The following is a 21,040-nucleotide window of genomic DNA, read 5'->3' on the forward strand; positions in this document are numbered from 1 at the left end:
ACCTTAGCGCAGCGATACCGCAATTAAACCGGCACATACCAGCCCCACGCCTAACAGCTGGGGTCTGTGTGCCGGTTCACCCAACAGCCAGATAGCAAGTCCCACTCCCAACGGAATACTGAGCTGGCGTAAAGCGACCACGTAGCTTACATTTTCCGTCATCGTCATCGCCAGCAGCACCAGTCCATAAGTCGCTCCCATCATCAGGCCGGTCAAGATACCAACCTTCAAATCCCGCAGATTCTCTAATAATTGTCCGCGCCCCACTCGACTCATACAGCCACACAGTAACCAGACTCCACTGACAAAAAACTGCAAGCCCAAGTAGCTATACGCCACCACCGCAGGTGTTACCGCGTCGCCAAGCGCCTCTTCCAAATAAAGCAGTGCGCCCTTATCCGCCAATGAATATCCGACCGTACCCAGTGCCGCTACCAGAGCCCAGGCGCAGTCCGCTCTCCAGTACACGCTCCAGTGCCATTGACGAAAATACACCAGCGGCACCAACAAACAGCCGATCGTCACCAACAACATGCCCAGCCAGGCTTGCCAGGGCAGAACCTGCCCTAACAACACCGTTGCCAGTGCCACAAGGAGTACCGGCAGAGCCCGTGCGATAGGGTAAACCAGGCTGATATCAGCGCGCTGATAGGCTAATGCCAGCCCTCCCATATAAATCATCTGAAAAAAACCGCTGGCCAGTAACAACAACCAGAAAGCACGCGGCAGTGAATGAGCCTGTGACAGGACCCAGAGACCAAGGGGGAGAAGTAGTAAACCCACACTGAGGGTGGCGATACAGAAAAAAGCTCGGGAGGGGGTGCGGGATTTTCCCAGTAAATTCCAGCCCGCGTGAAGAAATGCCGAGATTAAAACCAATGATGCTGCAGTTATCGATATTCCCATAAAGGCCCTCTTCATTTGTGACAGAAAGGCCCGTAAACAAACCGTAGCCAACCCTACAAGATCTGCAGCCGTCCTATAAAAGCCATTGCATTCGACCTCTGCTGACGTAGCATGCCGCTATCTCACACAGGAAATTGAGGAGATTCCATGCGCGGAGTATTTCTGGACGCAATGACCATGAAACTTGGGGAGTTGAATATACAGTCCCTAAAAAACAGTCTAGATCATTGGGATTTCTATGAGACCACCTCAGCCAAGCAAACCGCCGAACGTATCGCCGATGCGGACGTAGTTATTACTAATAAAGTGGTTTTGGACCGCACGCTTCTGGAGCAGGCCCGCTCTCTCAAGCTGATCTGTGTGTGCGCTACAGGCACGAATAATATTGACCTGCAAGCCGCACAGGACTTGGGCATTCCCGTGCGCAACGTGCAGGGATACGCCGGCGCTTCGGTACCACAGCACACCCTGGCACTAATTCTCGCCCTCGCTTCCCGCTGGCATCACTACCATCAGGACGTCATGACCGGCCGCTGGAGTCAGTCGGAAATTTTCTGTTTACTCGATCATCCTGTCGTAGAACTAGCCGGTAAAACCCTGGGAATAATCGGTTATGGTGAATTAGGGCAAAGGGTCGCCAAACTGGGGGAAGCCCTGGATATGCAGATTTTGGTGGCGGAATCCTTCAGTGGAGAAAAACGCGCTGACCGGACACCACTGGCGCAACTTACAAAGGAATCTGATGTAATCAGTCTGCATTGCCCCCTCACGAAGCAGACGGAGAAATTGATCGATCGCGATTTTATCGCCAACATGAAATCTGGCGCACTGTTGATCAATACCGCGCGGGGCGGTTTGGTGGATGAGGAGGCCGTAGCCGACGCACTGCGCAGTGGAAAGCTCGGCGGCGCCGCACTGGATGTTTTGAGTGAAGAGCCCCCACCGGCAAGTCACCCCCTACTGGCCACTGATATTCCCAACCTGATTATCACGCCTCACAACGCTTGGATCAGCCGTGAGAGCCGCCAGCGCTTACTCGATGGTGTGGTAAACAATATTGAGGCCTGGAAACGGACACTCACACCATAAATGCCATCAGCCCCTGTAGAGACACCGATCAATAGCGATATAACTAAACTCACCAAAACAGTTCGGAGTTATTTTTTAATACCCTAAACAAAGAGCCAATGCTCCTGTGAATTGATTGCTGCGACTATAGAATTCTGCGGCAATCATCCCCTGAAAAGGAGCAACCCGATGGCAACTGCAAGATCTCCACATAACTCCAGCAGGGATAAGCTGCAACAGGCCTATAATCTCGCAGGAGAGGCCGCTTCTGATGCTGCTGAAAACCTGAGACAGAGAGCGAGATCTTCTGTCCAGCAACAGAGGCAACGCGCTTCAGAGGTTATGGAAAAAGCGGAGTCTTCCCTGCGGGAAAGACCGATCCTCGCAGTCGGCTGTGCTTTTGTGGTCGGCTGGGCAATCGCCAAGCTTTTTAAATAAAGCCAAAGCGTTTGCCGTTTTAACCGGTAAGGAAACCGCCGATGGGCAATGGAGAAAAACGCCAGGGAGCTGACCAGAATTCCGACCCGACCGCGCAACAGCGCGGGCGGGACGGTTCCGCTGAAGGCAGCGGTAACGGTGATAGTAGCGACACTGGCGGCAGTTTAGAGGAGACTATGGCTCGTGTTGAAGCCACTCTCACTCTTATAACTGCATGGATGGGTAATATTCAGCGCTTATTTCAGCTAGAGCTGGAGAGAACCCTAACAGCCGGGAAAAGACTGATTATTCTGCAGTTGATGCTGGTACCCCTGGGAACCGCACTACTCGTCAGCCTTTGCGGTGGCATTGGTTTGATTGCCTACTATTTTAGCCAGTCGATCTATATCGGTTTCCTTGTATTTGTACTGATACAAATTGCCCTTTTCCTCGGTGTGTTGCTTTATCAGCAAAAGCTGCGCCCTCTGCTGGGATTTGAAGAAACCAAACGGCAGGTAAAAGAGGCCATACAAGATGTCGCTGAGACAATTAAATAGAGAAATTACACAATGCCGTGTGGACGCTGAAAAACAGCGTCGCAGTGCGTTGCGCTTGTTTGATCAACAGCAAAGGCAAATTAACCAGCAGCTGGGCAAAATTCCTATAGTGGCCATTCTCGGCGTCGCTTTTGCCGCCGGCTTTATTACCGAAAAACTCTGGCAGCTGCCACACACCTCACAAATCATTCAATTCGCACTCTCTATGCGCGTCCTATAAGCTATTTCGCCAAAGCTAAATAAGCAGAGAGACAACCATCTCACCCTGAGCGTGCAATAGAAAAAACTGCCATTCAATACTGCTCAGCTGTCTTTTTGCGCCATTTTGTCCTGGGTTTTTTCATCAAAATCACTGGCGTCATGGCGTTCATGGAGCTGCTTACTGGGATCCCCCCAGGTGCGGTTCACCATACGCCCACGCTGTACCGCCGGTCGCTGTGCAATTTCATCAGACCAGCGCACAAGGTGTTTGTAACTCTCGGTCTGCAGGAATTCGCTGGCATCATAGGCCTCATTACGGATCAGGGCTCCGTACCAGGGCCAGATGGCGATATCTGCAATGGTGTATTCACGCCCAGCGATAAACTGGTGCTTAGCCAGTTGCCGGTCCAATACATCCATCTGCCGCTTTACCTCCATGGCGAAACGATTGATGGGGTACTCCAGTTTCTCGGGCGCATAGGCATAAAAATGCCCAAAGCCTCCACCGAGATAGGGCGCCGCCCCCATCTGCCAAAACAGCCAATTGAGAGTCTCGGTACGCTGCTCCGGTGTATGCGGCAGAAAGGCGCCAAATTTCTCTCCCAGATACAGAAGAATTGATCCGCTTTCAAAAACCCGAATTGGTGGTGTCGTACTGTGGTCCACCAGGGCTGGGATCTTTGAATTCGGATTGATATCCACAAAACCACTGCCGAATTGCTCGCCCTCAGTGATGCGAATCAAGTGGGCATCGTATTCCGCCCCTTCAACCCCCAGTGCCAGAAGCTCCTCCAGCATAATCGTAGCCTTGGCACCATTGGGGGTTCCCAGGGAGTACAGTTGCATCGGGTGCTTGCCCCGAGGTAATTCTTTATCATGGGTAGCTCCCGCTATGGGGCGGTTAATTTTGGCAAACTGCCCACCACTTTCCGCATCCCACTTCCAAACCTTGGGCGGAGTATAGGGTTGATCCGGCATTACAGAGCTCCAACTGGTGTTACGGGTTAATCCAATAGAGATAAGGGCATACTCCCCGAGAGTAAAGGGTCACGCCAATAAATCCATGGAAACCTTAAATCGCCTCTCGTAAGCATCGCGCACTAGCCCAGAGGTACCAACTATTCTCAAAGCCAGAACCTAGCTTGGCGCCTTGCAGGGGTCCTCTGCTGCCAGAAGATCCCCGACTGAGTTGAAGGCCCCCCGCGACTCACCCATAATACCGGCCCTGCGCGACATTCGACGGAGCCCCAGGCCCTCTGCCTCTCACCGGGGCACCTCGACTCCGCCAAGGCGCTAGCATCATTTTGTTCCTGGGCTTCAACCGGACCTGATATGACCGAATTTGCAGTCATCCTGCTCAGCACCATCCTGGTCAACAACTATGTGTTGGTGCAGTTTCTTGGGCTGTGCCCCTTTATGGGTGTCTCCAACAAACTGGAGACCGCCGTGGGTATGGCCGGCGCCACCACTTTTGTACTCACACTGGCCTCTATCTGCTCTTACCTGGTAAATACCTATTTGCTTGAGCCCTTTGGCATCGAATACCTGCGCACTATTTCCTTTATTCTGGTGATCGCGGTAGTGGTGCAATTCGCCCGTATGTTTATCGAAAAAACCAGCCCACTGATGTACAAGGTTTTGGGTGTTTTTCTGCCGCTAATTACCACTAACTGTGCCGTACTGGGCGTAGCGCTGCAAAACACCATGAAGGCCCACACATTTATACAGTCCACCCTGTATGGCTTTGGCGCCGCGGTAGGCTTCTCCTTGGTATTGATTCTTTTTTCCTCCATGCGCGAGCGATTGTTTGCCGCGGATGTACCGCTGCCATTTCGCGGCGCCGCTATTGGCATGGTCACCGCAGGGCTGATGTCCCTGGCATTTATGGGCTTTAGCGGTCTGGTATAGGGTTACGTGATGCTGGACTGGATTTCTGAAATTTCCTCCCCCCTGCTGGTACTCGGCGGTATGGCTCTAGTGTTTGGCGCCCTGCTGGGATTTGCCGCCATTCGCTTTAAGGTGGAGGGGGACCCTCTGGTAGAACAGGTCGATGCCCTGCTGCCGCAAACTCAGTGCGGGCAGTGTGGCTATCCCGGTTGCCGTCCCTATGCCGAAGCAATTGTGCATGGCGACGCCATCAACAAATGCCCCCCAGGCGGTCAAGCCACCATCAACGAGCTGGCCAACCTGCTGGATATGGAACCCATGCCCCTGGATGCAGAGCACGGGGTCGAAGATGTAAAAAGAGTGGCCTTTATTCGCGAAGCCGAATGTATTGGCTGCACCAAGTGCATTCAGGCCTGCCCGGTGGATGCCATCGCCGGCGCAGCCAAATATATGCACACCGTAATTGCCGACGAATGCACTGGATGCGATCTCTGCGTAGAGCCCTGCCCCGTGGATTGTATTGATATGGTGCCCGTAGATATGCCGCTACAAGATTGGCATCCACAAAAACCCGAAGACGGTATCCAGCTGATTGCCACCGACCGTCGCCCGCAGCAAACAGATCAACGGGGAGGTGCAGTTTGAACCCCGAAAATGAAAACCGCACAGCGCTACAGGAAAAAAACCAGCGGCGCGAAGCGGTAGAGGAGCGTCGCGCCGCCCGCGAGGCACAGCTAATCGCCAGCGAAAAGGCGCGGGAACTGCGCCCCAACGATTTCCACGGCGGCGTACATCCACCGGAAAACAAGCAACAGAGTACCGGCGAACCCATTGGCAGCATTCCCCTGTCCGAGGATTTGATTGTGCCCCTGCTGCAACACAGTGGTGCCACTGCATTGCCCCTGGTCAAACTCGGCGATGACGTACTAAAGGGCCAAAAAATTGCCGAGGCGGATGGCCTGATCAGCAGCCCTGTGCACGCCCCCAGTTCCGGTAAAGTCGTGGCCATAGAGCCCTGCGCCGTCCCCCACCCTTCGGGGCTCGCCGAGGACAGTATTGTGATCCGTACCGACGGCGAGGAGCACTGGTGTGAACTGCAACCCTGTGAGGATTACACCCAGCTTTCGCCTGTTGAGCTTCTGGAGAAAATTCGCGACTGCGGCATCGCCGGCATGGGCGGTGCGGGCTTCCCCACCGCGGTAAAGCTCGATCCCCACGGCGGGGCGGAAATCGACACACTGATCATTAACGGGACAGAGTGCGAGCCTTACATTACCGCCGACGATATGCTGATGCGCGAGCGCGCTGAAGAGATTATCGCCGGGATTGGCATCATCTCTTATATCCTTGATGAGCCCGAGCGCGTATTGATCGGGATTGAGGACAATAAGCCGCAGGCCATTGCCGCCATGCGCGAAGCCGCCAGAGATACCCGCTTTGATATCGTAGTGTTCCCCACCAAGTACCCCTCTGGTGGGGAAAAGCAACTTATCCAGATTCTCACCGGCCGCGAAGTACCCAATCAGGGCCTGCCGGCCAATGTCGGCATCGTCTGCCAGAACGTGGGTACGGCCAGGGCCATTTATCGCGCCGTTCGCTTTGGTGAACCTCTAATCAGCCGGGTAACCACGGTTGTGGGACAAGCCCTGGAGCGCCAGCGCAATATCGAAGTGCCCATCGGTACCCCCATTCACCATATTCTCAAACACCACGGTATCCACCGCGGCCAGATGCAAAAGGTGATTATCGGCGGCCCCATGATGGGTTACACCATCGACGATGAGCGCGCCCCTGTAGTCAAAACCACCAACTGCCTATTGGTGCCCACCAACCAGGAGTTGCCACCAGCACCGGTAGCCAAGGCTTGTATTCGCTGCGGTTACTGCGCCGAGGCCTGCCCTGCTTCACTGCTGCCACAGCAGCTGTACTGGTATGCACGCGCCGATGAGCGCGAAAAGTTGCAAGCTTATAATCTGTTCGACTGTATCGAATGCGGCGCCTGCTCCTATGTCTGCCCCAGTACCATTCCGCTGGTGCAATATTACCGCGCGGCCAAAGGGGCAATACGCCTGGCGGAGGAGGAGAAAGAAAAGTCCGACCGCGCCCGCGATCGTTTTGAGTTCCGCAAACTTCGTCTGGAAAAGGCCGAGAAAGAAAAAGAAGCCAAACGTGAGGCACGCCGCAAGGCAGCCGAACTCGCGCGCCAACAGCGCGAGCAGAGCCCCGAGTCCGAGGAAGCCAAAGAGAATAAGCAACAAGCAGATATCGTCGCCGCTGCCCTGGCCCGGGTTAAATCTCGCCAGGAGGATCCCCAGCAGCTGCTCGCCCGTGCCCAGCGCACCTTCTCCAGCGCCGAAAGCCGCGTCGAACGCCTGCGCAATAAGGTGGAGGCCGCAGAAGAAGGCCAACGCGACCAGCTGGCAGCCCAACTCAAGGCTGCCGAGTTAAAACTGCAGGAAGCCGAACACAAGCTCACCCTGGCCAGGCGTCGCGCCGATCGCGATCTCACCAGAGAACCCAGTCAGGAAGAGACCAGTGCCGCCGTGCGCGCTATCACTAAGGCGCGTGCCTCGGCAGACGCTCGCTCTCAAATGAGCGATGCCGAGAGACTCGCCGCAGATATCGAGGCCCTGCAGAAGCGTCTCGGCAAAGCCGAGGCAAGGTTGCAAAAAGCCAAAAATGAAAATGATGCCAACCTGGCGGCCTTTGAGACTGCCTTGGAAAAGCTGCAGAAAAAGTTGGAAGACAAGATGCGAGAGCAAAAAGCCGCACAGGATGGTCGCCAGTAATGTCCTTGATGCGAGCCACCTCCCCCCACGCCCGCTCCGGCGATAACACGGCCAAAGTGATGTTGCAGGTAGCGGCCGCCACCGCACCTGGTGTTCTGGCTATGGTGATTTATTTCGGCATCGGCGTGTTGATCAATATTGCCTTCTCTGTAATTACCGCTCTGCTGTGCGAAGCCGCAATCATGAAACTGCGGGACAGGCCCGTGGCTTTCTACCTGCGTGACTACAGTGCCATGGTCACGGCACTCTTACTGGGCATTGCTCTGCCTCCATACTGTGCCTGGTGGTTGCCGGTAGTCGGCAGCGCCGTGGCCATCGTATTGGCTAAACAGCTATATGGCGGCATGGGGTACAACCCTTTCAATCCGGCCATGGTGGGTTATGTGGTATTGCTGATCAGTTTCCCGGTGGATATGACCCGCTGGGTTGGCGCGGCGGATGTGATCGGTGGTGCACCGGATATTGGCGAGGCCACCTCCCTGGTCTTTGGCAGTTACAACGTGGATGGTTTCACCCGTGCCACCCCCCTGGAAATCGTGCGCCTCAACGAGTCAGTGTTGCTGTCACAACTCTACGAGATGGAACCGGTTTTCAGCCAGGGGACTTTTGCCGGGGCCGGCTGGGAAACCATCAGTTTCGGGTTCCTGCTGGGCGGACTTTTTCTATTGTTTCGCGGCATTATCACTTGGCACGCGCCAGTAGCCATGCTCGCAACCCTGACCCTGATCTCTCTGTTTTTCTACGACAGCGGCAGCTCTCTTTCCGAAGGCTCACCACTGCTGCACCTGTTCTCCGGCGCTACCATGTTCGGGGCCTTTTTCATCATCACAGATCCGGTCAGTGGCTGTACCAGTAATAAGGGGCGCCTGATCTTCGGCGCCGGTGTTGGACTCTTCACTTATATTATCCGCGCCTGGGGCAGCTACCCGGATGCCGTGGCCTTTGCGGTACTGCTGATGAACTTTGCCGCACCCACCATTGATAATTACACCCTGCCACGCACTTATGGCCACAAGCGGGCGCGTCGCGCCACTGACTTGGAGGAGCACTGATGCTCAAGCAGTCTATGGCCACCAATGCCGTTGTGCTGACCCTGTTTGCCCTGGTCACTGCAGGCACTCTGGCAGTGACCCAGATCACCACCCGAGAGCCCATTGAACGGGCGATACGCGCAGCCTCTGCCAAAGCCCTGCTGGAAATTATTCCTCTGGATCGCCACAGCAATGACCTACTTGTGGACACCTATCCAATTCCCAAGACCTACTGGAATCAACTAGGGCTCTCTCAGGGTGGCGATATCAACTTAGCGCGTGGCAAAGACGGTAAGATTTCAGCGGTCATTGTACCGGCGGTGGCACCAGACGGTTACTCGGGCCCAATCAAAATGCTGGTAGGCGTCAACCGCGATGGCACCATAGCTGGTGTACGGGTCACCAGCCACAGTGAAACGCCGGGCCTTGGTGATAAGGTCGAACTTAAAAAAAGTGATTGGATTCTTCAGTTCGATGGCCTCTCACTGAAAAACCCTCCCTCTAGTGAGTGGAGAGTTCAAAAAGATGGCGGGGTCTTCGACCAATTTACCGGTGCAACGATCACCCCCCGCGCAGTGGTTGCTGAAGTACATCAGGTGCTGGAGTTTGTCGCCAACAACCATCAGCAAATATTCAGTGCACCTGTGTCCAAGCGAGCCGTTGAGGTGGAAAATCCTGAAGCGGAAAATACTGATGAGGCTCAGCCCAATACGGAGCAGAATTAATGGCGACCCCCGGTTACGCAGAAATTACCCACAACGGACTCTGGAAAAATAACCCCGCCCTAGTTCAGCTTTTGGGGCTCTGCCCCTTATTGGCAGTTACCGGCTCAGTGGTCAACGCTATTGGTCTGGGGCTCGCCACCACTGGTGTACTCACCTGTTCCAACTTGGCAGTTTCCCTAGTACGGAAACAGATGCCCGACACCGTGCGTTTACCCGCCTCGGTAATGATCATCGCCACCTTCGTCACCTGCGTCGAACTCTTGATGAAGGCTTTCACTTATGAGCTCTACCTGGTGCTGGGAATTTTTATTCCATTGATTGTTACCAACTGCGCCATCCTCGGCCGCGCCGATGCCTTCGCCAGTAAAAATCCAGTACTGCCGTCACTGGTCGATGGTTTTATGATGGGGGTTGGCTTTACCGCAGTGCTGATTGCTATCGGCGCCGTGCGGGAAATACTCGGCCAGGGCACTTTGTTTTCGGATATGGATTTGCTATTGGGGCCTATGGCCAAAGACTGGAGCCTAAACTTGCTGGGAAGTAATTATCCCGGTGTGCTGGTGGCGGTGTTACCGCCCGGTGCATTTCTGGTAGCTGGTCTACTGATTGCAGCGAAAAATGCTATTGATACGGGTATTGAACGGCGCCGCAGTCAGCAAATCAGAATTGTACCTGGCTCCAAACGGGTGCGCGTTACTGGAAAAATCTCTTAAGATTGCCCCAAACAAGCCCTTATTCCCTACGACAATCGTTTAGTGTAGCGAAAGCTATTCGATTGTCGCTGACCTACTTGCCGAGTAATTGTCATATTCCGGTGAGAAAAAGACCTAGGATTGACGCCTAAATCTTTATTTTCTGATTCAATAAAAGCCCCCTACACAAAAGTGCACCATATTGAGGAGATTCACGTAGAAAAACCACAAGTGAAGCCTCTGACTTGTGCAATCTTCGTGTAATCGAATGTAATAGCTTTATTCTCTCTTTTTGAATTCGTTTGGCTAGAATGGCACGACCGAACAGCTTGCTAGAGCGATCGGAGCCAACACAAAAAGAACAGGGATACTGCTATGACTGTAGACAATGGAAAGTCTGATCTGGTCTATCACGGCCGCCGCGCACAGCGAGCCGACAGCCGCCTGCGCCGCAAGGCCATCCTAGAGGCCACCCTGCGACTAATCGTAAAAGAGGGGATTCGCGGTATCCGCCACCGCGCCGTAGCTCGCGAAGCGAATGTACCACTGGCCGCCACTACCTACTATTTTAAAGACCTCAACGATCTGATCAGTGATTCATTCACTTACTTCGTTGAGCAGGGATTGGAAAGCACACGCCAACTTCAAGAAGAAAGTTTCAATGCGGCTCGCAACCTCTCTTCACAAGAGCGCGCATCGAGTAGTAGTCACAAACTGTTGGTGCAGCAGCTCACCCGCTTCATCCTCACACATGTGCGCAACCAGGCTGAAGATCGTGACCGCCGTTTGGTTGAGTTGGCCTTCCGCAATGAGGCGCTACGCAACGAGCAACTGACGCGGGCGGTACGCATGTCAAGCCATGCGAGAGAGTCCCTAATTCAGGAATTCTTCCACTTGCTGGGCGTTGTTGATCCAGAAGCCGCTGCGCAAATCGCTCACGGCACTATTCTCAAGTTGGAATATGAAATTTTGAGTGGCTCCATTGCACTGGATTCTCCATTGCTTGAGCGCACAGTTACCATGATGGTTCGCGGCTTAATTCCTGCAACAGCTACCCAAGTTGCCGAGACCGCAGCATACGGCTGAAATATAAAGACTATCTCACAGGTTAGCGGCACGGTGCCCAAACACTGTGCCGCCTTCTTCCTTAAGTGGCCAGCCTGATATCACTCACTGCACTATGAGCAGCTTCCCGACATAGCCGCCACCCACTGGCGTAGTAAGCTCACCCCCTCTTCATGTACCAAACTTCGCCCTAACTCCGGCATCATCGCGCCCGGATCGCTGGACTCTACACGGAAATTCAAAATTGAGTGATCCGGCTCTCCCGGTACTATGGCAAATACCCGCCCTCCACTGCCAGTACCCGCCGCTACTGGTGGTTTACACAAGCCCATCTTGCGCCAGTCTGTTTCACTGTGATGAAGCATCAGCCCCGATGTGTCAGCGGCACCGGCCGGGTTATGACAGTGACCGCAGTTGATATCGAGGTAGGCGCGAGCTCTATCTTCTAGCGATTTTGAAGTATCTGCATAACTAGCCTGGCTTGGTAGTGATATCAGCGCGGGAAGCCCTTTGAGATATCCCACTTTCTGCCAGTGGGATAACTGATTCTCTGTTCCACTAAGATAGGTAAAATCTCGATTTAAGTGTCTTGCTCTCGGGCCGAGTGGAGAAATCTTCTTTCCAGTAAAGTTGTCAGCATGGCAACCGGCGCATTGATTGGCATCGGGCACCACATAAGTAAATTCTGAGACATCCCCAGAGTCGTTCACCAGTTTAAAATGTGTGGTATCACCAGCGATTTCATAAACGGCTTCAGTTTGAGCCGCATTCCAAATATAGGGGATCGCCTGCCAGCCCCTCTGACGTTTTACTAACAGACGGGTCTCAATCAAGCGCACAGCCCGCATATCCAAAGCTTCTCCACTGCGCCCCTCAAGGTAGTCCCGAGTAAAATTATCGGTGCGCAGAACTGTATCACCCTCTCCTCTTGGATAGTAAAAAGTCTTGGTAAGTACCGTGCCCACCGGATACTCAAACTGCTCCTCACCATACTCTGCCGAGGTGCCTGCGGGCATCCACACGGTTCGCAGTTTATGGGCGTAATCGGTAAAAAGCCCAGTATTTAAATCGTACGGCAGCACACCTGCGTTGGGGATCAAACCGTTATCAATAATATTGACCAGATTCCAGTCACTAAGCCTCTCAGGAATAGCATCTTCGGCAAATAGTTGAACTGGGGCTTGGGCTTTCTCGCAGCCACTAAGGGTGACCATTAATGTAGTAATAAGGAGAAGGAAGGAGCCCACCAAGTATTTCCACTTATTCATTCCCCCCCTCCAAGACAGCCAAATGATCTCCCGCGCTTTTTTCTTCATCCGGCCGGTCAAATTTCAAAACGACCTCTGGTAGCTTTTTCAGACGGCACTGATGAGCAGAAATATCGGTAGAAATATTCTGATAGTTATTTTGGAAATCAATATTCAATATGCCCACATCCGTGTTATCGATGCATAGCCGAAGGTGGTCTGGCAGGGCGCCCTCAAACATTTTCTTGCTATCCACAACACCATCCCAAAGTACATCAGGCAAGCTTCCACCCAGCCCAAAACGCGCTAACTTTAGCGCCTTAAGTTCCAAGTGGTCTGGTGATGAACCACCTCCTGCAAAGTGATTGTTATAGATATAAATACCTTCTGGATATGGATCGAAGTCTGCCTGAGTCGACTTATCGCTGTAATAACCCGCAGTAAAGTAGCTACTCACAATAATATTGGCAGTATCATTATCCGCAATCTTGTTATCAAATATCTCAACCTGATCATTGGAATTAATCACGATACCCGATCCTGCAGGAACTGCAGCCACAGGGGTTCCTTCATGCCCAAAGTTTTTTACATTATTTTTAAATATATAGTTCTCATAAATACGCGTACTATGCCCAGGCTGAGGCAAATTTGGCATATTAAAAACCAGAATACCCCCCGTATTATTGGTTGCCACATTACCATACACATCAGCACCGATAGTATTTTCTATTTCGATGCCCGCCACATTAAACTCAGCGCGATTATTTCGCACAATCACATTGCGAGACTGACCGACATAAATGCCAGCATCTGAGGCGCCAATAGCTACTGAACCTTCCACCAAGGTGTTTCGTGTCTGCACCGGATAAATTCCATAGGCACCATTTTCTGTAGATGGGCCATTAGTCCACTCAACACGAATATTACGAATAATAATGTTTTGCCCTTCATTAATTTTTAAGGCATCACCCACCGTATCCTCTATTGCCAAGTTTTCTATCGTGAAATCGTTGGCATTGACCAACAGTCCCTCAGCCCCTTGAATTTGACTCTTAAAGGAGAGGATAGATTTATCCATTCCCATACCACGAATAGTGACATCATCAACATTTAGAGAAAGACTACGATCAATCTGAAATTCCCCTTCAGGAACAACAATGACATCACCTGGCTTAGCAGCAATAAGTTGCCTCAACAGTTTTTTCTGAAAATCAACGTCATTAGTTGCAGGATTTGATTGAGGTGCTTTCTTCTCTCCGCAGGCGGAGACTAGTAATAACGTGAGAGCCACCCCGATGTAGGACAAGGTCTTCATGCTTCACCCTTTGTTTGAATTATTGTTTGTAGCTACTACATCTGGCTTTGGTAGGTACGAATGTACCAATTAAGTCGCGCAAAAAAACTTGCTAGGCAAGCTTCTGCATACTATCTGACCCCTAGATACCCTTCAAGACACTATTATTATTTGAAAGACTAGAAAACATGCAGGGCTACCAGCTTGGCGCTTCATGCAACCAATTATTGAAAGCACGTTTGCCCGTACCCCACATTCCCTAAGGAATCGCAATCAAGATGGAATTTCGTAAGTTGATTTTAATGCCATTTGCCTTTCTAAGTTTTCAGGTGCTTGCTCAACCGACTTTAAAGATTGAGATTACAACCCCTGAGGGATGGCAGTTTCATACTCGACAGATATTGAGTGAATTAACCCTAAGTAAGGAATCTAAGCCTACATCTGCTCAAACAGCACCCTCAGAGTACCAGGCCATTCGCTGCGATGGCCCCTGGGGAGCTGTAAAATATACTATCCCCCTATTAAAGGGCCCCGGCATTAAAATCTTATATGGGACAGATAGTCTTTTTCTGCAAGTTATTGAATATTCTGTTGACAGTAAAGAAGGTGCCATTTACTCAATGAGCATTCAATGCATTGATGTCGAGCCCACACAGATAATCAATGCGATTACTGAAATTGAACTCACTATCGGAAAAGAAGCCTCTGAGCAATTGGAGCTCAGCAATGGCTATATTCTTAAATACCATTACAAGCCTGGCTAAAGAATTTACAGTAATTTAGCTATTCAGAAACCTACCTATTTTTTCATAAGCCTCCGCACAAATATCTTTGAGCAAATCTTCAACATTTAAAAATCCATGTATAACGCCCTCAAAGTGTATATATTCAGCGTGCACACCAACTGACCTCACCCTTTCAAAGTAAAATTCCCCCTCATCACACAAGGGACAAAACTCTGCTGTAATCACCAGAGTTTTTGGCAGCCTTTGAGTAAAATCCATATAAAGTGGAGATGCCGATTTTCTACACTGGCCATCCCGAAAATATTTTTCAAAGAACCAATAACATTTCTCAGCTTCTAGAAAATATCCTTTCCCATATTTTTGGTAAGATTGACAGCCTGCCGTATAGTCAACACAAGGATAAATAAGAACCTGTTTGTCTATATAAATCCCAGTGTCAAATTGTGCTATATGCGACAAAGTTGCCGATAAAGAACCACCTGCAGAGTCTCCCGCTACTGAGAGTAACTTTTGATAGTCGATCTTGTGTCGGGAAAGGCTCGCCCAAACTCCACGAGCTACAGCGCAAGTATCTTCAATATTGGCTGGATAAGGATTTTCTGGAGCAAGCCGATATTCTGGTGCCACCACAATATGCTGTGTAGATATCGCCATTTTACGACAAATAGGGTCATAGGCTTTAACACTATCCAGCATATGACCACCCCCGTGCAGATATAAAAGAACCGGTAGTGCCAAGCTCGAATTAGGGTTAAATATCCTCACAGGGACATTGTATCCACTGGTATAGATTTCATCATCTATCACCTGGTCAATGCCTGGGATGTCTGTAACATATTCCTGTATCATCCTTTCCGACCTCTCGCGAGAGTCGATAACACTAAAGGCATGACCTTTGGCTGTACGCTCTGATAACAACTCATTGCATACTCTGAGAAATTCAGAGAGGTTCGGATTTACTTTCCTCAAAAGATACCTCCAAAGAGTAACAGCACCCATAGTGTTTTGGTGCAGAAAGGAATATTACAATTGAGTTGAGATAAAATAGATTCAAGACAAGCTGATAAATGAAGGGGGTAAGCCAGCCGGCTCAAGTAAAACCGACTGGCAGATAAACACAAAAATTCACAGGTAGTGATCTGTGAAAAATAAAATCAGTGGAAAACAGGAGCGGACACATAGCTCCAAAACAATACCGTGCCCACCATTATTATTACAGCGATAACCAGGGAAACAGTAATAATTGCACTGGCAAAAAGAAATCCTCGCTCCTCTGAGACACCCATAACAATAGGAATCCCCAGGTAAAGTAGATACACCGCATAAGCTACCGCCACAGTTGCCAACAGAATATCCAACCACAACACCGGATAGATTCCCGCAATACCTGCCAAAAATATTGGAGTCGCTGTAAACCCTGCCACGACTACACCTTTCATCGGGTGCGTTTCTGCACCATAGGTTCTCGCCATCCAGTGAATTAAGTAACCAATTGAGACAACCGCCAATACCATCGTACAATAGAAAACCGCTACCAATTCCAACGCACTCTGGCCGGTTATTCTTACCGGATTCCCATTGCCGATACTCCAACCCACCTGAGTAGTGCCAAAATACCAGGCGATTGCAGGGAATAGTGCCAAAATAATAACGTAGGAGATTTGTCGGCGAAGTTTTTTCTCGGGGAGGCAGCTAATCAACTCCCACTGCTTGCGAGGTTGGAGCATCAGGCCGAACATATGGGTCAACATTCTGTTTTCCTCAGGTTCTAGGGAACTCTGAGTGCGACCTATCTAGTCAAATTGATCTTGGAACTGCCGGTCAATATGAAGGTACTACCAAAAGGCCACCCCAAAAGCTCCAGTGCGTTTCTTCTTGTATCGAGTTACTTGTAGGAGCAACAGTCGTTCAAGTCAACCGTAGAAAAGAGATTGGCGGGAATGCTTACATGCACGTTTCTCGCGGAAACATTTTTAAAGCATGAGGTGATACCAAACAACCCCAGACTAAAGGGAAAGAGGCAGAAGTAGAGAAAAATCAAATGCTGCCATGCTAATTTTGCTAATTAAAAAAAGTAACCAGCCACCAACCTACAGCCGGTTACTTTTAATTATTTAGCTAAGCTCAGAAGCTCGCAGGTTCAACAGTCTGCATCCAGCCAAAGCGATCCTCTGCCCGCCCCTCTTGAATATCCAGAAGCGCCTGACGTAAAGCTTCGGCCACAGGACCTGGAGCCTGCTGCAGCTCATAGCAATGCTCTGCATCACCAATAACGCTAATAGGGCTGATAATAGCAGCAGTACCGCAGGCAAAAGCCTCTGTGCAGCTGCCTGAAGCTATCTGGCTGAGTAATCGATCAACCGGAATGGACTCCTCTACGACCTGGTAGCCCAGGCTTTCGGCCAGCTCCAATAGTGAATAACGGGTAATACCCTCCAGGATGGAGCCGGTCAGTGCTGGCGTATGCAATGTCCCTTCAATTACCGCAAAGAAGTTCATGCCAGAGAGTTCATCTACGCTGTTTCGGTCAGACGGATTGAGCCATAGAGACTGATCGTAACCGCGCTCCTTGAGCCGTCCTACGCTCAACAGAGAGGCCGCGTAGTTACCGCCAACCTTGGCATCCCCTGTGCCACCCACTGCGGCGCGTGCATCTTCCCTCTCCACCCAAAGACGCATGCTACCGGAGTGGTAAGCCTCTGAGGGACTGGCTATCACATAGAACTCATAAGAGCTGCTAGCAGATACGGTAAGGTCCGCCTGGGTGCCAATCAGAAACGGCCGCAAGTAGAGAGACTCGCCGCTATTACCGGGTACCAGGTTGGCACAATAGGAAGCAACAGTACGCACGGCATCGAGAAACAGGGATTCTGGCACCGGGGGCATACACAAGCGTTTGGCAGAAAAGGCCATTCGCTCAGCATTTTTCTCGGGACGGAATAGAGCAATACCACCAGCCTGGGTCCGGTAGGCCTTCATTCCTTCAAAACACGATTGAGCGTAGTGCAGCACTTTTGCTGCAGGATCTATCGACAAGGGTGCATAGGGAATCAACTCACCCTGACTCCAACAACCGTCCTGATAGACTGCACGAAACATTATAGGGGCCATTGCCGTCCCGAAGCCCAACCTCTCGGGTACTTCATATCCACGCAGGCTTGCGGCCACTTCGGGATCGATATAGATGCTCACCGGCACTCTCCTCTCATTCGAATCGGCTGATTATGGCGCCTGCCGGCCAGCAATCCAAATGTAGTGACCACAGACCCCATGGCTTTAGCCGTTTTCACCTAATCAAACCTATTCATATAGGATAAAAATCCAAATACTCCTGTTCTTACCCCTGCAGCGCAGAGCCATCGAGTAGTCACTTAAATTTACTCTAAAAATTTTTGGCACTTACTTGCCGACCTTCGGCACTGCTATTTCTCCCCAGCTGCTAAACCGAAAGAGTGCCCGCAGGCATCCCGGTAACCTATTCACCGGTTGGTTGAAGTCTCCGTCACAATCCCTCTGATGACAGACTGTGCTGGCTATACTGTTTAATACGCAGCCAGGAGCGCAAAAATAAGCCTCCGGATGCGGCTTCTCTGAGCGGCTATGAGTAAAAAAGACGTGCCTTCAGAGTTGTAACAGAACCACATTTCAGGAGAGAGCTTCCACCGTATCTGTCGGTTTTCCGGCGATCGGGCGGAGACGAGATCCACACCCCTGCGTGATGGCTAAGGCCTATTGCACAGCTGTGGGCAAAGTAAACCGGAATGGAAGTGGTTCAATCGTGACACAGATAGATACCTGCAATCGCCTTGCTATCGGCTTGATGTTTACAGCCACAGCACTGCTGTGTAACGGCGCCATTGCCGCAGATGACGCCACTGCGAATCCAGATCCGAAAGGCCCTCCCCAGGCCTTTATTGAAGCCGCCTCCAAACCGCTGAAAAAAAACCGAAGACAACTGCGCCCCTCAGAGGCTGTCGAATATTACCGTGAACGCATTGAAGATCTTGAAGCTGAGTATGGTGCCTATGGTATCGGTATTGATGAGCAGCTGCTGGGCCTGGCCACTGCACTGCAGAAAGCTGGAGCCCATGAGGAAGCCGCCACCGAATTCCGCCGTGCAATGTTAGTTAATAGAGTGAATGAGGGCCTCTATTCCCTCAGTCAGATACCGATGATTGAACGCTTAATAGAAAGCCAGATTGCGCTGAATCAATGGGAAGAAGCCAACGACAACCAACAGTATCTCTACTGGTTGCACGAAAAAAATTACGGTAAAAAAGATCCTCGGATGTTGCCTGTAATCAATAACCTGAGTCGCTGGCACCTACAGTCTTATGTTGAGAAGAAAGGTGAGACTCTGGTCGAGCACCTAATCAACGCCACCAAGCTCTACACCCTCGCAGTCGATATCATCAGCAAAAATTTTGGCTCCAACGATCTGCGTCTTGTGGACGCACTACGCGGGCTGAAAGCAACGAATTACTATCTCGCCAATTACAAAGGAGAGGCCCAGGCGCCGCTCGTCGTCAATACCAGCTTTGGCGGCGGCCCCGATGTAAGTCAGCGCAGTATGGTAGACCACTATCGAATGAAGAGCTTCAATACTGGCAAAAAAGCGATTACCCGAATCGTTGATGTCTACCAGCGTAACCCTCAATCGCCCCCGGCCGCATCTGCAAAAGCAAAAGTCGAGTTGGGCGACTGGTATATGATGTTCAATAAATGGCATTCCGCGCGCCGCACTTATGGAGAGGCTTATAAATCTCTGTGGGACAATGGTGCCTCCAGCGATGAAATTGAGGATATTTTTGGTCGCCCGATCGCACTTCCTGCCCTGCCGATTTTGGAATCGGAAAGCAAAGCCCTGGCCAACTCACATATCACTGTTTCTTACGATGTCACTGCCTTTGGCAAAGCCCGCAATATTAAAATCCTCAGAGCCTACCCATCCGATAAAGTACAGATTCGCTCCAAAGTCCGAAACATACTTAAACGCGCCAAATTCCGGCCGCGCTTTGAAGATGGTGAAGCGGTAGCAACACGCGGTATTGTTCAGCGCTTTGTTTTCGATTGAGTGATTCACTGAAAAGACACTGAGTGATGTGTTGTGGAGAGCGCGCAAATAATCAAATAACAACTACTTTTAAATTTCCACACCAGCCATTTTCCGGGCAGCCGGGGAGTCGCAGAATTGATCGCGGCCTCCCGGCATAACGCCAAGCCCTTCTAGGAGAAAAGAGATGACAACTCGGAAAGCGGTACGAAAAAGTCACCGCCAGGGCATTAGCTGGCACACTCTGTTCTCTGTCGTTGTACTGACTACAGTGATTACTGGATGTAAAAGCCAGCAAACCCAATCGCAACCACCGGCGATGCCCTCTTCCAGCTCGCAATCTCAGTCTCAGAGCAGCGCCTCATCAAGCAGCAGTTCTAGCAGTAGTTCACAGAGCTCTAGCCAGTCACAGTCCAGTAGCAGTGGTGGGCAACCCAGTAGTCGTTCTTCGAGCCAACCCAGCGCGAATATGCCAACGGCACAGCGAGAGTCCCAACAAAAGTCCGGAACAGCTTCCAGTGAAAATCAACGTTCCTCCCGTGAACCCTCAGCAGGTGATAGCATGCCGGAGGCAGATTCCCGCAATCGCTCTCCATCATCCCCTGTCTACACTGATTCACAGCAATCTCCGGATGAAAGACGTACGCCTCCAGATCCCTCTTCTAGCCAGGACGGCACCCCGCCGGATGAGATCGACTTCTCCGAGGAGGAGCAAACAGCTTCGGCTTCAAGTAGCTCCCCATCAAGTAGTTCTTCCTCGAACAGCTCCTCGTCGAGTAGTTCGGCCTCAAGTAGCAGTGCGTCCACCAACGGTCAACCCAGTAATGGCTCTACTCGCGCTGGCAGTGCGCCCAATGAAGTTCCCAGCACAGCCGCGGAGAGAGTCGCAGAGCTTGAGGGCCGCTTCGAATCCACTATGGTGAGCTACGACGGCATGATCCTGCGTGAACGGGACTATGTCCGTAACAGGCCTGGTTCCGCTTCAAAAGAGGGCGAGGAAGAGGCAATGGATGAAGCGCCACCGGGAGAATCACTGGAAGATCTCATTGAATCTGCGGAAGCCGAAATCCCTCCTCCACCCGGAAGCGGAGCACCCAGCGGCGGGGGCCCACAGCAAAACAATTCCAGCGGCCAGGTAACAGGCCCCGGTTTACCCACTAAGGGGCGCCAAGGGGAGTACAACCACAGCGGCTCACAGCCAGTGGTGCCTGCAGATATTCCCAGTGGTACCGATGACGATGTGGTGGCAAGACAAATTCGTGAAGCCGCCACACGGGAGACCGATCCTGAATTACGGGAAAAGCTCTGGGAAGAGTATCGAAAATATAAAAATGCGACGAAGTAGTTACAGAGGACGCATAG

The 21,040-nt window shown here is 51.4% G+C and carries 21 protein-coding genes; 14 read left to right on the top strand and 7 right to left on the bottom strand.

All coding sequences use genetic code 11. The annotated features are described in order from the left end of the window. Positions 1-3: 3 nt before the first annotated feature. Complete coding sequence (locus ACJJIT_RS16355; protein ID WP_444899070.1) at positions 4-906, bottom strand: EamA family transporter; 903 nt, start codon at positions 904-906, stop codon at positions 4-6. A 147-nt stretch (positions 907-1,053) separates the two neighbouring features. Here ACJJIT_RS16355 and ACJJIT_RS16360 point away from each other — a divergent pair, with 147 nt between their 5' ends. The 4 genes from ACJJIT_RS16360 (at position 1,054) to ACJJIT_RS16375 (ending at position 3,168) form a co-directional block, all read left to right on the top strand. After that, a complete protein-coding gene (locus ACJJIT_RS16360; RefSeq protein WP_444899071.1) occupies positions 1,054-1,995 on the top strand; it encodes a D-2-hydroxyacid dehydrogenase in 942 nt (313 codons plus the stop codon). Between the two features lie 168 nt (positions 1,996-2,163). Next, on the top strand, positions 2,164-2,412 hold the full coding sequence (locus ACJJIT_RS16365) for a hypothetical protein (RefSeq protein WP_252084591.1): 249 nt from the start codon (positions 2,164-2,166) through the stop codon (positions 2,410-2,412). Between the two features lie 41 nt (positions 2,413-2,453). Beyond that, positions 2,454-2,948 (top strand): hypothetical protein, encoded by a 495-nt coding sequence (locus tag ACJJIT_RS16370; protein ID WP_444899072.1) that lies wholly within the window; start codon positions 2,454-2,456, stop codon positions 2,946-2,948. After that, entirely contained in the window at positions 2,926-3,168 is a 243-nt protein-coding gene (locus tag ACJJIT_RS16375; RefSeq protein ID WP_444899073.1) for a hypothetical protein, read from the top strand. Before ACJJIT_RS16370 ends, ACJJIT_RS16375 begins: the two co-directional genes overlap by 23 nt. Positions 3,169-3,251: 83 nt before the next feature. On the opposite strand, the gene yghU is transcribed toward ACJJIT_RS16375, so the two are convergent. Then, on the bottom strand, positions 3,252-4,127 hold the full coding sequence (gene yghU / locus ACJJIT_RS16380) for a glutathione-dependent disulfide-bond oxidoreductase (protein ID WP_444899074.1): 876 nt from the start codon (positions 4,125-4,127) through the stop codon (positions 3,252-3,254). Positions 4,128-4,481: 354 nt separating this feature from the next. Here yghU and rsxA point away from each other — a divergent pair, with 354 nt between their 5' ends. The 7 genes from rsxA to ACJJIT_RS16415 all read left to right on the top strand — a co-directional run bounded on the left by rsxA (position 4,482) and on the right by ACJJIT_RS16415 (position 11,359). Then, entirely contained in the window at positions 4,482-5,057 is a 576-nt protein-coding gene (rsxA, locus tag ACJJIT_RS16385; RefSeq protein WP_444883780.1) for an electron transport complex subunit RsxA, read from the top strand. 9 nt (positions 5,058-5,066) lie between these two features. Then, on the top strand, positions 5,067-5,681 hold the full coding sequence (gene rsxB, locus ACJJIT_RS16390) for an electron transport complex subunit RsxB (protein ID WP_252084588.1): 615 nt from the start codon (positions 5,067-5,069) through the stop codon (positions 5,679-5,681). Between the two features lie 116 nt (positions 5,682-5,797). Next, a complete protein-coding gene (gene rsxC, locus ACJJIT_RS16395) occupies positions 5,798-7,825 on the top strand; it encodes an electron transport complex subunit RsxC (protein ID WP_444900926.1) in 2,028 nt (675 codons plus the stop codon). Then, positions 7,825-8,877: an RnfABCDGE type electron transport complex subunit D gene (locus ACJJIT_RS16400; RefSeq protein WP_444899075.1), complete on the top strand. Its 1,053-nt coding sequence runs from the start codon at positions 7,825-7,827 to the stop codon at positions 8,875-8,877. The genes rsxC and ACJJIT_RS16400 overlap by 1 nt, the downstream gene beginning before the upstream one ends. Continuing rightward, complete coding sequence (gene rsxG / locus ACJJIT_RS16405; RefSeq protein ID WP_444883777.1) at positions 8,877-9,581, top strand: electron transport complex subunit RsxG; 705 nt, start codon at positions 8,877-8,879, stop codon at positions 9,579-9,581. Before ACJJIT_RS16400 ends, rsxG begins: the two co-directional genes overlap by 1 nt. Next, positions 9,581-10,294 carry an electron transport complex subunit E gene (locus tag ACJJIT_RS16410; protein WP_444899076.1) on the top strand — a complete coding sequence of 238 codons (714 nt, stop codon included), beginning with the start codon at positions 9,581-9,583 and terminating at the stop codon, positions 10,292-10,294. The genes rsxG and ACJJIT_RS16410 overlap by 1 nt, the downstream gene beginning before the upstream one ends. A gap of 354 nt (positions 10,295-10,648) precedes the next feature. Further along, positions 10,649-11,359 carry a TetR/AcrR family transcriptional regulator gene (locus tag ACJJIT_RS16415; protein WP_252084584.1) on the top strand — a complete coding sequence of 237 codons (711 nt, stop codon included), beginning with the start codon at positions 10,649-10,651 and terminating at the stop codon, positions 11,357-11,359. A 92-nt stretch (positions 11,360-11,451) separates the two neighbouring features. Here ACJJIT_RS16415 and ACJJIT_RS16420 read toward each other — a convergent pair whose 3' ends face one another. After that, positions 11,452-12,606, bottom strand: coding sequence for an SO2930 family diheme c-type cytochrome (locus tag ACJJIT_RS16420; RefSeq protein ID WP_444899077.1), 1,155 nt, complete (start codon positions 12,604-12,606; stop codon positions 11,452-11,454). Continuing rightward, positions 12,599-13,900: a parallel beta-helix domain-containing protein gene (locus ACJJIT_RS16425; RefSeq protein WP_444899078.1), complete on the bottom strand. Its 1,302-nt coding sequence runs from the start codon at positions 13,898-13,900 to the stop codon at positions 12,599-12,601. Before ACJJIT_RS16425 ends, ACJJIT_RS16420 begins: the two co-directional genes overlap by 8 nt. Positions 13,901-14,157: 257 nt before the next feature. On the opposite strand from ACJJIT_RS16425, the gene ACJJIT_RS16430 reads away from it, so the two are divergent. Continuing rightward, positions 14,158-14,643: a hypothetical protein gene (locus ACJJIT_RS16430; protein WP_444899079.1), complete on the top strand. Its 486-nt coding sequence runs from the start codon at positions 14,158-14,160 to the stop codon at positions 14,641-14,643. A gap of 15 nt (positions 14,644-14,658) precedes the next feature. Here ACJJIT_RS16430 and ACJJIT_RS16435 read toward each other — a convergent pair whose 3' ends face one another. The 3 genes from ACJJIT_RS16435 to ACJJIT_RS16445 all read right to left on the bottom strand — a co-directional run bounded on the left by ACJJIT_RS16435 (position 14,659) and on the right by ACJJIT_RS16445 (position 17,817). Further along, the gene (locus tag ACJJIT_RS16435) at positions 14,659-15,594 is read right to left on the bottom strand and encodes an alpha/beta hydrolase (RefSeq protein WP_444899080.1); all 936 of its coding nucleotides are present in this window, start codon (positions 15,592-15,594) and stop codon (positions 14,659-14,661) included. Between the two features lie 185 nt (positions 15,595-15,779). Then, positions 15,780-16,376, bottom strand: coding sequence for a Yip1 family protein (locus tag ACJJIT_RS16440; RefSeq protein WP_252084579.1), 597 nt, complete (start codon positions 16,374-16,376; stop codon positions 15,780-15,782). Between the two features lie 373 nt (positions 16,377-16,749). Further along, the gene (locus tag ACJJIT_RS16445; protein ID WP_444899081.1) at positions 16,750-17,817 is read right to left on the bottom strand and encodes a branched-chain amino acid aminotransferase; all 1,068 of its coding nucleotides are present in this window, start codon (positions 17,815-17,817) and stop codon (positions 16,750-16,752) included. 586 nt (positions 17,818-18,403) lie between these two features. On the opposite strand from ACJJIT_RS16445, the gene ACJJIT_RS16450 reads away from it, so the two are divergent. Together ACJJIT_RS16450 and ACJJIT_RS16455 are read left to right on the top strand one after the other, a co-directional pair. Next, entirely contained in the window at positions 18,404-19,699 is a 1,296-nt protein-coding gene (locus tag ACJJIT_RS16450) for a tetratricopeptide repeat protein (protein ID WP_252084577.1), read from the top strand. A gap of 166 nt (positions 19,700-19,865) precedes the next feature. Continuing rightward, positions 19,866-21,023, top strand: coding sequence for a hypothetical protein (locus ACJJIT_RS16455; protein ID WP_444899082.1), 1,158 nt, complete (start codon positions 19,866-19,868; stop codon positions 21,021-21,023). Positions 21,024-21,040 lie beyond the last annotated feature (17 nt).

The sequence above is a fragment of the Microbulbifer mixtoriginis (SeqCode) genome (genome assembly GCF_052467515.1).